Genomic DNA, 15,310 nt, shown 5'->3' with positions numbered 1-15,310 from the left:
ACAACCTCATAAATTTAACTTTATGGGGTTTCTTTTTTCTGATAAAATTCAAATATAAAATGCAATTACTTCAATATATAATTCAGCAAACACAACTATCATCTAAATCTGTAGAAAACACTATCTCATTGTTAAATGAAGACGCTACAATTCCTTTTATAAGTAGATATAGAAAGGAAATGACTGGTAATTTAGATGAAGTTGAAATCGGAAAAATAGTCAATTTTAAAGAAATTTTTGAAGCGTTAGAAAAACGAAAAAAAGCGATTTTAAAAGCATTAGAAGAACAAAATGTTTTAACTGCTGAATTAGCACAAAAAGTAAACAATTCTAAAGATATGATTGCTTTAGAAGATTTGTATTTACCTTTTAAGAAAAAGCGAAAAACAAAAGCGGAAACTGCACGTTTACAAGGTTTAGAACCGTTGGCGAAGATGATTATGAGTCAGCGAGTTAATGACTTGGAACATACTGCTTCTAAATACACTTCCAACGAAGTTGAAACTATTGAGGATGCTTTGGAAGGTGCTCGTTTTATCATTGCAGAATGGATTAACGAAAGAACTGATATCAGAAATAATATTAGACGCGAATTAGAACGTTATTCTACGATTTCATCTAAAGTTGTAAAAAAAGAAATTGATAACGAAAAAGCACAAAAATTTAAAGATTATTTTGATTGGAGCGAATCTTTAATGCGAATCCCATCACACAGATTATTGGCTATTTTAAGAGCAGAAAACGAAGGCTTTATTCGTGTTAAAATAGAAATTGACAAAGAACGAGTGCTTCAAAAAATGGAAGACAGAATTATTCGTTCTCAAAACGAATGTTCTGAGCAAATACAATTGGCTATCGAAGACGCTTATAAACGTTTGTTATTTCCCTCTTTGTCTAACGAAGCATTATCAATTGCCAAAGAAAAAGCAGATGAAAATGCCATTTTAGTTTTTGCTAAAAACCTGAAACAATTATTATTAGGTGCTCCATTAGGCGAAAAAAGAATTTTAGCAATCGATCCTGGTTTTAGATCTGGTTGTAAAGTAGTCTGTTTAAATGAGCAAGGAGATTTGTTGCATAATGAGAATATTTATCCTCATGAGCCTCAAAAACAAACCATAGAAGCTATTAAAAAAATTAGCTCTTTAGCAGAATCTTATAATATTGAAGCCATTGCAATTGGAAATGGAACTGCATCCAGAGAAACAGAACAATTGGTACAAAAAATTCAGTTTAAAAATAAGGTTGAAGTTTTTGTAGTAAGTGAAGCGGGTGCTTCTATTTATTCTGCCTCAAAAATTGCCAGAGACGAATTCCCAAATTACGATGTTACAGTTCGTGGTTCGGTTTCTATAGGTAGACGTTTGCAAGATCCTTTGGCTGAATTGGTAAAGATTGATGCAAAATCAATTGGAGTTGGCCAATATCAGCATGATGTAGATCAGTCAAAATTAAAGAAAGCTTTAGACACCACAGTAGAAAGTTGCGTAAATACAGTGGGTGTAAACATAAATACTGCAAGTGAATCTTTATTGAGTTATGTTTCTGGAATTGGACCAAAAATTGCAGAAAACATTGTGAATTATAGAAATGAAAATGGTTCTTTTACCTCGAGAACTGCCATTAAAAAAGTGCCACGTTTAGGAGGAAAAGCATTTGAGCAATCTGCAGGTTTTTTACGAATTAAAAATGGTAAAAATCCTTTAGATGATTCTGGCGTGCATCCAGAAAGTTATGCTTTAGTTGATAAAATGGCGAAAGACAACAAAGTAAAAGTTGTAGATTTTATTAGGAATAAAGAAGTTCTTCAAAAAATAAATTTAAAAAATTATATTTCTGAAACTATTGGTTTGCCAACTTTAGAAGATATAATTAAAGAATTAGAAAAACCAGGAGTTGATCCAAGAGAAAAGGCAAAAGCATTTTCTTTTGACCAAAATATCAAATCAATTTCCGATTTAAAAACAGGGCAAATCTTACCAGGAATTGTAAATAACATTACCAACTTTGGGTGTTTTGTAGATATCGGAATTAAAGAAAGTGGCTTAATTCACGTTTCTAACTTATCAGATACTTTTGTAAAAGATGTAAATGCCATTGTAGCTTTAAATCAGCAAATTTTGGTAAAAGTATTAGAAGTTGATGTTGTTAGAAAAAGAATTCAATTGGCTTTGGTGAAATAAAATTTTTATTATCTTTAAACATGAGTAAAAAAGAAAAAACAGATTTATGGGATGACTTAACTGATTCTCAAAAGAATGAAATACAACAAGAAGTTAGTGAATCAATTAAAAAGAAAAAACTCTCTTGGGAAGATGTGAAAAAAGAACTTTCAAAATTAAAGTGATATAAATTCTATTTACAATTCAAAAAATTCTCTTAATTAATAATATACAAATTCCTATTTCAGTCCTTCATGTTTTAAGAAACTGAAGGACTTCTATTTTATTAACAATCGCAAAAAGAACATCTTTAATTATATAATAATTCACTAATTTCGAACTCACAAAATTATTCAACATTGAAAGTCTGTATTGCCGAAAAACCATCTGTAGCAAGAGAAATTGCTAATATTCTGGGAGCCAACACAAAACGTGATGGTTTCTACGAAGGAAATGGCTATGCAGTAACCTACACTTTTGGTCATTTATGCACACTTTTAGAACCTAAAGATTACAAACCACATTGGAAAAGTTGGGATTTGAACAACTTACCAATGTTACCAGAACGTTTTGATACAAAAGTTACTGGAGATGCAGGTATTAGAAAACAATTCAATATTGTAAAAAGTTTATTTGAAAAAGCAGATGTTGTAATTAATTGTGGAGATGCAGGAACAGAAGGAGAATTAATTCAGCGTTGGGTAATTAACCAGTGTAATTACAAAGGAAAAGTAGAAAGATTATGGATTTCGTCTTTAACTGAAGAAGCCATAAAAGAAGGTTTCAACAATTTAAAACCTGCTGAACAATATGATAATCTCTATTATGCAGGATTTTCAAGAGCCATTGGAGATTGGCTTTTAGGTTTGAATGCAACGCGTTTATACACCGTAAAATTTGGTGGTTACAAGCAAGTTTTATCCGTTGGAAGAGTGCAAACTCCTACCCTTGCAATGTTGGTGACTCGTTTTGAGGAAATTCGAGATTTTAAACCACAACCTTATTGGGAATTGCAAACTACCTACAGAAATACACTTTTTAATTATGAAGATGGTCGTTTTCTTAAACAAGAAGATGGACAAGTTTTAGCGGATAAAGTAGCACAATCTGACTTTGAAATTGTTTCTGTTACCAAAAAGAAAGGTAAAGAATACGCTCCTAAATTGTTCGATTTAACAGGTTTACAGGTATATTGTAATAATAAATTCGGATTTTCTGCGGATGAAACACTAAAAATGGTTCAGAAGTTATATGAGATGAAAGTAGTAACTTACCCAAGAGTTGATACTACTTTTTTACCAAATGATGTATATCCAAAAATTGGCGGAATTTTGTCGAAACTGACAAATTATAGCGAATTAACGCAACCACTTTTAGGAAAGAAAATAAAGAAATCGAAACGTGTTTTTGATGATAAAAAAGTTACAGATCACCATGCAATTATTCCTACTGGAATTCAGGGCAATTTGCAATACAATCAGCAACAAGTTTATGACATCATTACCAGAAGATTTATTGGAGTTTTCTATCCAGATTCTGATGTTTCTAACACTTCTGTTATTGGAAAAGCTTCTGATGTTCCATTTAAAACAACCGGAAAAGAAATTCTAACCAAAGGTTGGCGAGTTGCTTTTGAAACGGAAGAAAGTAAGGCAAAAAAAGAATTAAACGCTCAAGCTATTTTACCATCTTTTGTAAAAGGTGAAAAAGGGCCACATGAACCTTCGTTTTTAGAAAAAGAAACAAAACCACCAAGAAATTTTACAGAAGCCAGTTTATTACGCGCCATGGAAACTGCAGGAAAGCAAGTAGATGATGATGAAATGCGCGAATTAATGAAAGAAAACGGAATTGGAAGACCTTCTACTCGAGCAAGTATTATTGAAACTTTATTTAGAAGAAAATATATAGAACGTAAGAAAAAGCTCGTTTTACCAACGCAAACTGGAATCGATTTAATTAATATTATTGACAATGAATTATTAAAATCTGCTGAATTAACGGGTCGTTGGGAAAAACGTTTAAAAGAAATTGAACGTGGAGAATTCAATGCTGGAACTTTCATAAATAATATGAAAAAAATGGTGGATGAATTGGTGTATGAAGTGCGTTCTAATACTTCTAAAAAGCGAATTTCTTCTAACGCAACTGCAAAGGAAGAAAAACAAACTACCAATTCAAAAACAAAAAAACCTGCAAAATCAAAACAAGTAGCAGGAAAAACGTGTCCAAAATGTAAAAAAGGACAATTATTAAAAGGATCTTCTGCTTTTGGTTGTTCTGAATATAAAAATAATTGCGATTTAAAAATTCCGTTTGAAGTTTACGGAAAAAAAATTTCTGAAAATCAGTTAATTCGTTTGATTGATAAAGGTTGTACAACAAATCTAAAAGGTTTTAAAACCGATGCTGGTAAAGTAGATGGATTGATTCGTTTTGATGATAATTTTGCTTTAAAATTAGAGCCAAAAAAAGAAGTTATTGCGAAAAAGAGTGAGATTTCTCCACAAGGTCGAAATGAAAGTGATAAAATTGCATGTCCAAAATGTAAAAAAGGAACTATTTTAAAAGGAAAAACTGCTTATGGTTGTTCAGATTATAAAATGGGTTGTGATTTTGTTTTTACGTTTGATAATATTAAGAAAATTGCCAATGGTAAACCTTTGACGAAAGAATTGGTTATTAAAATATTAAATAATTGATAATATGAAACATTTAATCACTTTTTTATTTTTACTTTCATTTATAAATATTTTTTCTCAAAATAATGAGCAAGATTTATTGATTAAAAATAAAATTACAAAAAAGATAATTGAAGGCTTTCAGTATAAAAATGGTTCTTTGGTAAAACAGTCTTATCATACAATAAAATATGACGAACATGGTAATAATATTCTCTTTAAAACCTTTAATACTGATGGTTCATTAAAATCAGAGTCTAAAAATAGATTTTCAGAAGATGGACTTACTAAAACTGAAAGAAAAACTGATAAATCAGGAAATTTAAAATATACCTTTGTTACAATTAAAGACCCTGAAGCTAGATATATTAGAAGAATGCAAATAAATAAACTAGGAGATACTTTGCATGAATCTATTTGGATAAGAGATATAAAATTAAATGATAGTATTTTATATAGAGTAAAAGATGGTGAAAAGTTTAAAGCTATAAAATGGTTTTATAATGGAGATGGAAATTTAAATTATAGGAAAAAATATGATCAAGATGGTAATTTATTAATTACAGAATCTTTTAAACATTTTAAAATTGGAAATTGTTTAACATCAAAAAATGAACAAGGAAAGATTATTTCATATACTTGTAAAAAAGATAATAAAGAAATTGATAAAATTTATGAAACTAGGACTTCATACTTATATGGTATCACTATATTTTCAGAAAAAAACGGTAAAAGAATAGAAACTAAACTAGAAAATGGATTAGTTGAAAGAATAGAATATCTCTCAAAAAAAGGCAAAACTATTGCCCTATTTAAATTTACTTATTTCAAACAGTAATATAGCTGGCAAAAGTTCTAGCCCTGATTGAACGGTTTGTTTGAGCTCTTTTTTGCATTTTTTATGCAAAAAAAGCGAGTAGTGAAAGCAGGAAATAGCTCCATAAAAAATTAATCAAGCATATTTTTTTCGTAAAATTTCTCTACTTTTTCTCTTGCCCAAGGTGTGGTTCTTAAAAATTTTAAACTCGATTTATAAGTTGGGTTATTTTTGAAAGCGTTTATATTTAAAATATCTCCTAATTCTTCCCAACCATATTCTTTAAAAAGTTGCTCTACAATTGTTGCCAATTTTATGCCATGCATTGGATTGTTGGGTTGCTCTTTGCTCATTATTTATCAATTAGAAAATGTTTTATCAAAAGTACTATTATTTATTTTTCGAGTTTAGAATATTAACAAAAAATTAGTGGTGGATAATTGCGAATTTTTCAATAATTTAGCTGAAAATTTAACAATTCTATCAATGAAAAATATAGCATTACACTCAATTCACGAAAGTTTAGGAGCAAAAATGGTTCCTTTTGCTGGTTATAATATGCCAGTTCAATATGAAGGCGTTACAGCAGAACATTTAACAGTAAGGGAATCTGTTGGGGTTTTTGATGTAAGTCACATGGGAGAGTTTTTAGTTTCTGGTGAAAATGCGTTGGCTTTAATTCAGAAAGTAACATCTAACGACGCTTCTAAATTAGAAATTGGCGATGCTCAATATAGCTGTTTTCCGAATACCGAAAACGGAATTGTAGATGATTTAATTTGTTATAGAATTAAGGAGAATCAGTATTTATTAGTTGTAAATGCTTCTAATATCGAAAAAGATTGGAACTGGATTTCTTCTTATAATGAAGAATTTAAGGCCGATTTAAAAGATTTATCAGAAGATTATTCTTTGTTAGCAATTCAAGGCCCAAAAGCAATTGATGCCATGCAATCTTTGTCTTCTTTAGATTTGGCAGATATTCCTTTTTATAAATTTAAAGTGGGAGATTTTGCAGGAATTGAACATGTAATTATTTCTGCAACAGGTTATACTGGTTCAGGAGGATTTGAGATTTATTGTAAAAATTCTGAAGTAGAACAAATCTGGGAAAAAGTTTTTGAAGCTGGAGCAGAATTCGGAATAAAACCAATTGGTTTGGCAGCAAGAGACACTTTGCGTTTAGAAATGGGTTATTGTTTATATGGAAATGATATTGACGATACAACTTCGCCAATTGAGGCTGGTTTAAGCTGGATTACTAAATTTACGAAAGATTTTGTAAATCACGAAGCTTTAGCCAAAGAAAAAGAACACAAACCAGAAAGACGTTTAGTGGCTTTTGAATTGGACGAAAGAGGAATTCCAAGACAAGGTTACGATATTGTAGATGGAAATGGAAATGTAATTGGAAATGTAACTTCAGGAACGATGAGTCCTTGTTTACAGAAAGGAATTGGAATGGGTTATGTTCCTACTCTTTTTGCAAAATCTGGAACACAAATTCATATTCAGGTTCGTAAAAAAGCGATTCCTGCAACAATCGTAAAGTTACCTTTTTATAAAGGATAAATTAGATACATTTAAAACCTCACATTTTGTGAGGTTTTTATTTTAAAAGCAAATATGAATTGTTTATTAACAGGGGGTACAGGAATTCTTGGAAGTCATATTCTATTTGAATGGCTACATAAATCGATTGTAGAGAAAACTGTAAATCATCTTTTTTTAATTATTAGAAATAATAAAGAATCTGCAGAACAGCGATTAATTAAAATTTTAAAAGATGCTTCTCGTCCACATTTTTTAAATGATTTTACTCTTGAAGCTTGTTTAGAAAAAATAACGGTTATTTCTGACGATTTAGCCAACATCACAAAAAACACTTTAGAAAAATATAATTTCGATACTGTTATACATTGTGCTGGCTCTACAAGTTTGTTAAATACGAATGTTTCTAAAGAAGTAGTACATACCCAGAATTATCTGGTTACGAAACGTCTTTTAGATAATTTACCAGAAAAAGTAAACCGTTTTCTATACATAAGTACAGCATATTCTTTTGGAATTCAGCATGAAAAGGTAAATGATGAAATTGGGAATTATAAGGTTTCTAAATTTAGAAATCCTTATGAACAATCTAAATATGAATGCGAAAAATTTGTAAAAGAATTCTGTGTAACTAATAATATAGAATCTCAAATATTAAGACCTAGTATTATTTGTGGTCGTTTAATTGACAAACCTTTTTTTGAAACCCCAAAGTTTGATGTTTTTTATGCATGGCCAATGTTTTTAGCTAAATATGCTAATAAATCTATCGAAAATTTTAGAATTTGGATTGATAAGAAAAGTGGCCTAAATATCGTTCCTGTAGATTTCGTTTCCAAAGCTGTTTTGTATGCTTTTCTGAATCCTGATATCAAAGAATTAAACATTATCAACCCAACACAAATACTACATAAAAATTATGTTGGTGAGGTTTTAGAAGCTTTTAATATCAATTCTTATGAATATGTTTACGAAAAACCAGCAAACTTAAATGCTTTTGAAAATCTCTATTATAAAACTTTGGGTGATATATTTGAGAAATACATTTCTGTACCAGATTTACAATACAAACCCGATTTAATTTTAAAGTTGATACATCAATTAAAATTAGATGCTACTTTAGGTGTTCATGATAATTTTATGAATTTGATTCACTTTTCAGTAGAAAAAAGGTTTGTGAAGAGTTACTAGTAATTTAAAAATCGGAAAAATAAATAAAATTGGATTCGTTAACTCAAATAGTTTTAGGAGCTGCAGTTGGGGAAGCTGTTTTAGGAAGAAAAATTGGTAATAAAGCCATGTTATATGGGGCAATTGCTGGCACAATACCAGATTTTGATGTTGTTGCTTCTTATTTTACGGACACAGTAACAGCTTTAGAAATTCATCGAGGATTTACACATTCCATCTTATTTTCTGTAGTCTTTGCTCCTATTTTTGCTTTTATTGTTACGAAATACGAAAAGTATAAAAATTTCAAAAACTGGGTGCTATTATTCTTTTTGGCTTTTGTTACACATCCCATTTTAGACGCGCAAACAACTTGGGGAACCCAACTATTTTGGCCTTTAGATATTCGTTTGGCTTTTAAAAACGTGTTTGTTATTGATCCTCTATATACAATTCCTTTTTTAGTTTTATTGATTTTAGCAATGCTTCAAAAAAAGGAATCTAAAAAAAGACGTTCGTACAATAATTTAGGGTTGATAATTAGTAGTTCTTATTTAATACTTACTTTAATTTTGAAAGGAATTTCGTATCAAAAATTCACCAAAGAACTTGCTTCTCAAAATATTTCCTATCTAAATATTGAAACAAAACCTGCTCCTTTAAATACTATTTTATGGACTGCAAATATCGAAACCGAAGACGCTTTTTTAATAGGTTATTCTTCGTTTTTTGATGAGAATCCAATTCAGTTTTCTAAGTATCCAAAGAATCATGAGTTGTTGGGAGAATTGAAAAATCATCCTAAAATGAAAAGAATGATTGCGATTTCTAAAGGTTGGTACACAATTAACAAAGTAGATAATACACTTTATTTTAACGATTTACGCTTTGGTGCATTAAGTATAAAACCAAATGCAACCAATTTTGTTTTCAAATATAAAATTAATGTTGATGAAAATGGAACTCCGTTTTTTATAGAAGAACCCAAAGAAAAAAGCGATGGTAAAAAGTTAGTATTCGATTTGTGGGAAAGAATAAAAGGGAATTAAAACTCTTTCAATTTACTTTATAGAGTCAATATTTTAATTATTTGAGATAATGAAAAATTAAGATTCATGGTTTCTTTGTAAAAAAGAAAATTATGAAAATTATTACAACGTTGTTAACTTTCCTATTATTATCACAAATTTTATTTGCCCAACAAAACACATCTCCATATGAATGGAAATGGAAACGTGATGGAATTTGGACAGGCGCTGCTTTTGCTGCAAGTGCAGGTGGTTTGCTAATTATTTCTAATAAAGATTCTTATTCAGATGCAGATTTAGCGCAGATTAGAAGTCAGAAAGACAACATTAATTTTATTGATAGATGGGTTGCAGGAAACTATTCCGAAAATGCAAATAAAATTAGCGATATTCCTTTTGCACTTTCTTTTGCGGCACCTTTTGCATTATTATTAGACAAAAAAACACGAAATCATTCTGGTCAATTATTCGGAATTTATATAGAAAGTTTGGCAACAACATCAGCATTATTTACAATAACTGCTGGTTTATCTAATAGAAGTCGACCTTATACTTATGGAACTGATGCGCCTTTGGAACAACGAAAAAGCATTACAGCCACAAGATCTTTTTATTCTGGACATGTTGCAGCAACTGCAACAGCCACGTTTTTTGCAGCAAAAGTGTATCAAGATTTTAATCCAGATTCACGTGCAATACCTTATATTTATGCAGGAGCCGCTATTTTACCAGCAGCAGTTGGTTATTACAGAATGCAAGCTGGTCAGCATTTTTTAACAGATGTTATGTTAGGATACACTTTAGGAGCTTTGGCAGGATATTATATTCCTGAATTGCATAAAAAAAAGAATGAAGCTTTATCTTTTCAGCCAATTATGGATCAAAATTTTTATGGCGAAAATTACCAAGGACTTAGTTTACGATATACATTTTAGGAATAAACATCGATAAACACTAGCTTTCTTTTTTATTAAATTGAAAATCAATACTTTTGATATAAATTATTTAATAATAGTTCAATGATAAAAAAAATCTCCATTTTTAGTATTCTTTTTCTAATTTTAGGTGGATCTATTTTTTATTTTTCAGCAACAAAGCTTCAGAAAAATAAGATAAAACATTTTGTTTATCACAATTTAGGGATTTTAAAATCTGATTGGAATATCAATACAAATGAAGACTCAAGTGGCTTTATAGCAAATTTCGATTCGCCAACTTTATTAATTGATGATGTATATTCTTCCATGGAAGGGCCTTACACTTATAAAAAAACAATGCTGAATGAAAATGAAGATACACTTTATTGGATTCATCAATTTGAAGCAAAAGCAAATAGCACTAACAATAAAAAAGGCAATTCTAACGATTTTATTTGTCATGTAAATTTATATCACAGCACAGTTGAACATTTTTCGAGAATGGGCTTTCAAGACAGAATTGGCGCTCAAAAAGAATCGCAATTAATAACATTAACAACTGGTGGTTTAAATGTTGAATTTCCAAAAGGTTTTGGTTATCCTGTTTATTCCAATGAAAAAATATTATTAGGTTCTCAAGCCTTAAATTTAAACGAAAAAAGGGAGTGGTTTAATGTAGATTACAACTTCAAAATACATTATTCTAAAGAAAAAACCAAGGCTATAAAACCATTATATATGAAGTATTTGGTTTTAACATTGCCTTATAAAAATGAAGCAAAACCACAATTTAAAAGTCCGATTGACGATTTACCAGAATACGTAGTTTGTGCTGGTGCTAGTAGCAATTCCAGACACGAAAGTGTAAATGAAAAAGGCGAAAGTATTACTGCTTTTTGGAAAGTTCCTGTAGGAAAACACATTTATTCAAGCGATGTAACCAACTTATTGGCACTTAATAAAGAAGAAACTGTGCATTATATAAATGTACATGCTCATCCTTATGCAACAAATTTAGCATTGGTTGATACCACAACAAATACCATTATTTTTGAATCGATAATAATAAATGCAGAACATAAAAAAGGCATTAAAAATATTACCTCTTTTTCTTCTGAGGAAGGCGTTGTTTTATATCCTGATCATAAATATAAAATGAAACTGACCGTAAATAATACAACCAAAGAAGAAGTAGATATGATGGGAAGTTTCTTCGTGTATTTTTACGACAAAGAATTTGATGAGAAATTAAAGTCAGAAATCCAATAATTTCTAATTTGAAAATAAATTATACAAACCGAATTTTCGGGTTAGACATTGTAAGAGCCACTGCAATTTTGTTGGTCGTATTTTCTCACATGAGATGGATAATGCCAGATCTTCCAAAAATAGTAGAGCAAGTTTTAAGCATTTTTGGAGTTTTGGGAGTCGAAATTTTCTTTGTTTTAAGCGGTTTTTTAATTGGTAGAATACTATTGAATCAATTTTTAAAAGAGGATTATAATTTAAACTCTGTAAAACATTTTTGGAAAAGAAGATGGTTTAGAACTTTACCAAATTACTTTTTAATTTTAATCATCAATATTTTTATTTTTAAATTAATACAGCAAGAATTACCAGATTCTCTTTGGAAATATTTCTTCTTTTTACATAATTTTTCTTCTGAATTGCCTCCATTTTTTATGGAATCTTGGAGTTTGTCTATTGAAGAATTTGCGTATGTATTATTGCCTTTTTCGTTACTTCTTTTATCATTTTTAAAATTAAAAACACAGAAAATTACACAATTTAGAAATTGTATTTTATTGGTGATATTGCTGTTTTTTCTATCTAAAGTATTTTATCATTTTTCGTTGGAAAACAAGAGCATTGTTTTTTGGAACATCAACCTTCGAACCACTGTAATTTATAGAATTGATGGGATTTTTTACGGAGTTTTGGCTTCCTACTTTTATGTAACTCAAAAAGAGAAATGGAAGCAATTTTCTAATATTTTTTTAATCATCGGATTTTTAGTTCTTGGAATTATTCATGCTTTAATTGCTGTTGGAATTTTAAATTTTACCGATAATTTATTTTTTTGGAATGTACTTTACTTACCTTTCATTTCAATAGCAATTGCATTTACAATTCCATTTTTCACAAAAATAAAAACGGCTAAAAAATCGATTTTAAAACCTATTACTTTTATAAGTATTACGTCTTATGCTATTTATTTATTGCATAATTCCGTTGTTTTACATTTGATGAAACATTATTATCCTGTTGAAAATTTATCCGCAAATAGTATTGTTTTGTATTGTTTCGTTTATCTTTTAATTACACTAATTTTATCTTATATATTATATAGTTTTTTCGAAAAACCAATGACCGATTTAAGAGAAAATAATTCTAAAAAACATTTTAATGAGAATTAATATCAACATAAAATTAATTTTAGTTTTTTTAATTTTTATTTCTTTTTCTTGCGAAAATTCTTCCAAAAAAGTTCCGGTAATTAGCAACGCATTAAATATTCATAAAAATGAAATCGATGCTTTTCATTTTAGAAATCAGTTTAACAAAGATTTTGATTTTAGTTCTTTAAAGGGAAATGTACATCTTGTAAATTTTTTCTTTACGACTTGTAAAACGATTTGCCCAATGATGGAAATTCCCATAAATGATTTGGCAGAAAATAATCCTGATGTAAAATTTATCTCCTTCACAATAGACCCAGAAAACGATAGTATTTCTGTTTTAAGAGAATATTATGATCGAAAAAAAAACACAAATAGAGCATTTTTAAGAGGCACACAAACAGCACTTTCAGAAATTGCAAAATACTATTTGAGTTCTATAAGTGATGAAGATGATGAAGTTATATACCACACAAGTTATGTGGTTTTATTAGACAATAAAATGAGAATTAGAGGTTTGTATAACTCTTTAGATAAAGACGATTTGGCGTTTTTAAAGAAAGATATTCCTATTCTTTTAAAAGAGTAAATATCATCATTATAAAAATTAACAGATTCTTAAACAAGTTCAGAATAAAAAAATCCCAATGAAGCTATTCATTGGGATTTGTATTATTTTTTTTTGAGATTCCTCTACAAGGTCGAAATGACAAGTGTTATACGTTAAAACGGAAATGCATTACATCTCCATCTTTTACGATGTATTCCTTCCCTTCTACTCTCATTTTACCAGCTTCTTTTACTTTTGCTTCCGAACCATAAGCAACATAATCTTCGTAAGCAATAGTTTCTGCTCTAATAAAACCTTTTTCGAAATCTGTATGAATTACTCCAGCAGCTTGAGGCGCAGTAGAACCGATTGGAATTGTCCAAGCTCTTACTTCTTTTACACCAGCTGTAAAATAAGTCTGTAAATTTAATAATTTGTATGCAGAACGAACCAAACGTGAAACTCCAGCTTCCTCTAAACCAATATCCGCTAAAAACATTTGACGCTCTTCATAATCATCTAACTCTGTAATATCTGCTTCTGTACCAACTGCCAAGACAATAACTTCCGCATTTTCGTCTTTTACAGCTTCTCTAACTTTTTCTACATAATCGTTACCAGAAACTGCTGAATTTTCATCAACATTGCAAACATATAAAACCGGTTTTAAAGTAATAAATTGTAATGGTTGTACAAACTCTAATTCTTTTTCAGAAAATTCTAAAGTTCTTACAGAAACTCCTTTTAATAAAGTTTCTTCAATTCTTAATAAAACTACCAATTCTGCTTGCGCTTCTTTATTCCCTGTTTTTGCAGTTCTCTTTACTCTTTCTAATCTTTTTTGAACCGTTTCTAAGTCTTTTAACTGTAATTCAATATCAATTGTTTCTTTATCTCTAACAGGATCTATAGAACTATCTACATGTATAATATTATCATTATCAAAACATCTTACCACATGTAAAAGTGCATCTGTTTCACGAATATTTGCCAAAAATTGATTCCCCAATCCTTCTCCTTTACTTGCTCCTTTTACCAAACCAGCAATATCTACAATCTCTACAGTCGCAGGTAAAACACGCTCTGGATTTACCAATTCTTCTAACTTTTCAATTCTTTTATCTGGTACATTTACAACTCCTAAATTTGGTTCTATCGTACAAAAAGGAAAGTTTGCACTTTGCGCTTTTGCATTTGATAAACAATTAAATAAAGTTGATTTTCCTACGTTTGGTAATCCTACAATTCCGGCTTTCATTTCTTATAATTTTGCGAGTGCAAATATAGTATTTTGTAAAAAGGAAATCCATTTTTTTTCATTTAAATGCTTTCTAAGGACTTATAAAAATTAATAAATAAACTCGAACCATTATTTTTTTTATATTTTTAGCAAAAATTGTTTTATTTAAATTAATAAATGACAAAACTATCAGAGGAATTTATTTGGAAATCATTAAAAGAAGGAGACTTAAAAGCATTCTCTGTACTTTTTGAAAATTATTATCCAAAATTACATAGTTATGGTTTAAAAATATCTAAAAGTGAAGCTATTACTGAAGATAGTTTACAAGACTTCTTTTTATATATTTACGAACACAGAGAAAACTTAAGTGATTTACAAACTATTGCTCCTTACCTATTTACATCATATAAACGTTTTTTATTAAGAATTCTCAAAAAGAATCAAAAGACAACTCAAACAGATTTTTCAGAAGAAGATGTTATCGATATTAAATTTACGCCTGAGGAAGTTATAACAAACGAAGAAACAACACAATTTAGGAATAAAAATATTTCTACGTTATTAAACAAACTTCCAAAAAGACAAAAAGAAGCAATTTATTTAAAATATTATAGTGGTTTAAAAGCTGGTGAAATATCAGAAATTATGAATATAAATTACCAAAGTGTAGTAAACACACTTCATAAAGCACTTAATAATTTAAAGGAAGAAATATCTATTTTAAAATTATTTAAATAAACTCAACAAATAAAGAGTATAAAAAAATAAAATGATACTTAGTAAAGTACAGAG

The 15,310-nt window shown here is 29.3% G+C and carries 14 protein-coding genes; 12 read left to right on the top strand and 2 right to left on the bottom strand.

Annotated elements, in window-relative coordinates; translation table 11 throughout:
• Window positions 1-59 precede the first annotated feature (59 nt).
• From H9I45_RS02155 to H9I45_RS02140, 4 genes are all read left to right on the top strand, one after another.
• Complete coding sequence (locus H9I45_RS02155; RefSeq protein ID WP_088353579.1) at window positions 60-2,183, top strand: Tex family protein; 2,124 nt, start codon at window positions 60-62, stop codon at window positions 2,181-2,183.
• A gap of 20 nt (window positions 2,184-2,203) precedes the next feature.
• Window positions 2,204-2,347 carry a hypothetical protein gene (locus H9I45_RS02150; RefSeq protein WP_176397537.1) on the top strand — a complete coding sequence of 48 codons (144 nt, stop codon included), beginning with the start codon at window positions 2,204-2,206 and terminating at the stop codon, window positions 2,345-2,347.
• Window positions 2,348-2,521: 174 nt separating this feature from the next.
• Window positions 2,522-4,864, top strand: coding sequence for a type IA DNA topoisomerase (locus H9I45_RS02145; RefSeq protein ID WP_088353580.1), 2,343 nt, complete (start codon window positions 2,522-2,524; stop codon window positions 4,862-4,864).
• A 4-nt stretch (window positions 4,865-4,868) separates the two neighbouring features.
• On the top strand, window positions 4,869-5,681 hold the full coding sequence (locus H9I45_RS02140; protein WP_088353581.1) for a hypothetical protein: 813 nt from the start codon (window positions 4,869-4,871) through the stop codon (window positions 5,679-5,681).
• A 110-nt stretch (window positions 5,682-5,791) separates the two neighbouring features.
• Here H9I45_RS02140 and H9I45_RS02135 read toward each other — a convergent pair whose 3' ends face one another.
• On the bottom strand, window positions 5,792-6,013 hold the full coding sequence (locus H9I45_RS02135) for a VF530 family protein (RefSeq protein ID WP_088353582.1): 222 nt from the start codon (window positions 6,011-6,013) through the stop codon (window positions 5,792-5,794).
• A 133-nt stretch (window positions 6,014-6,146) separates the two neighbouring features.
• Here H9I45_RS02135 and gcvT point away from each other — a divergent pair, with 133 nt between their 5' ends.
• The 7 genes from gcvT to H9I45_RS02100 all read left to right on the top strand — a co-directional run bounded on the left by gcvT (window position 6,147) and on the right by H9I45_RS02100 (window position 13,314).
• Window positions 6,147-7,232 (top strand): glycine cleavage system aminomethyltransferase GcvT, encoded by a 1,086-nt coding sequence (gene gcvT, locus H9I45_RS02130; protein WP_088353583.1) that lies wholly within the window; start codon window positions 6,147-6,149, stop codon window positions 7,230-7,232.
• A gap of 54 nt (window positions 7,233-7,286) precedes the next feature.
• Window positions 7,287-8,402 carry an SDR family oxidoreductase gene (locus tag H9I45_RS02125; protein WP_088353584.1) on the top strand — a complete coding sequence of 372 codons (1,116 nt, stop codon included), beginning with the start codon at window positions 7,287-7,289 and terminating at the stop codon, window positions 8,400-8,402.
• A 29-nt stretch (window positions 8,403-8,431) separates the two neighbouring features.
• Window positions 8,432-9,430, top strand: coding sequence for a metal-dependent hydrolase (locus H9I45_RS02120; RefSeq protein WP_088353585.1), 999 nt, complete (start codon window positions 8,432-8,434; stop codon window positions 9,428-9,430).
• Window positions 9,431-9,522: 92 nt separating this feature from the next.
• The gene (locus tag H9I45_RS02115) at window positions 9,523-10,344 is read left to right on the top strand and encodes a phosphatase PAP2 family protein (RefSeq protein ID WP_228455011.1); all 822 of its coding nucleotides are present in this window, start codon (window positions 9,523-9,525) and stop codon (window positions 10,342-10,344) included.
• Window positions 10,345-10,428: 84 nt separating this feature from the next.
• Entirely contained in the window at window positions 10,429-11,595 is a 1,167-nt protein-coding gene (locus H9I45_RS02110) for a hypothetical protein (protein WP_191141244.1), read from the top strand.
• An 8-nt stretch (window positions 11,596-11,603) separates the two neighbouring features.
• Complete coding sequence (locus H9I45_RS02105) at window positions 11,604-12,743, top strand: acyltransferase family protein (protein ID WP_176397539.1); 1,140 nt, start codon at window positions 11,604-11,606, stop codon at window positions 12,741-12,743.
• Window positions 12,733-13,314, top strand: a complete 582-nt coding sequence (locus H9I45_RS02100; RefSeq protein WP_088353587.1) for an SCO family protein — start codon at window positions 12,733-12,735, stop codon at window positions 13,312-13,314. Before H9I45_RS02105 ends, H9I45_RS02100 begins: the two co-directional genes overlap by 11 nt.
• 127 nt (window positions 13,315-13,441) lie before the next feature.
• Here H9I45_RS02100 and ychF read toward each other — a convergent pair whose 3' ends face one another.
• Window positions 13,442-14,533: a redox-regulated ATPase YchF gene (gene ychF, locus H9I45_RS02095; protein WP_088353588.1), complete on the bottom strand. Its 1,092-nt coding sequence runs from the start codon at window positions 14,531-14,533 to the stop codon at window positions 13,442-13,444.
• 159 nt (window positions 14,534-14,692) lie between these two features.
• Between ychF and H9I45_RS02090 the strand changes: the two genes are divergently transcribed.
• On the top strand, window positions 14,693-15,256 hold the full coding sequence (locus H9I45_RS02090; RefSeq protein ID WP_088353589.1) for an RNA polymerase sigma factor: 564 nt from the start codon (window positions 14,693-14,695) through the stop codon (window positions 15,254-15,256).
• Window positions 15,257-15,310: the final 54 nt, after the last annotated feature.

This window comes from Polaribacter haliotis (assembly GCF_014784055.1).
Classification (GTDB): Bacteria; Bacteroidota; Bacteroidia; order Flavobacteriales; family Flavobacteriaceae; genus Polaribacter; species Polaribacter haliotis.
This window is presented reverse-complemented; position numbering and strand designations above follow the sequence as displayed.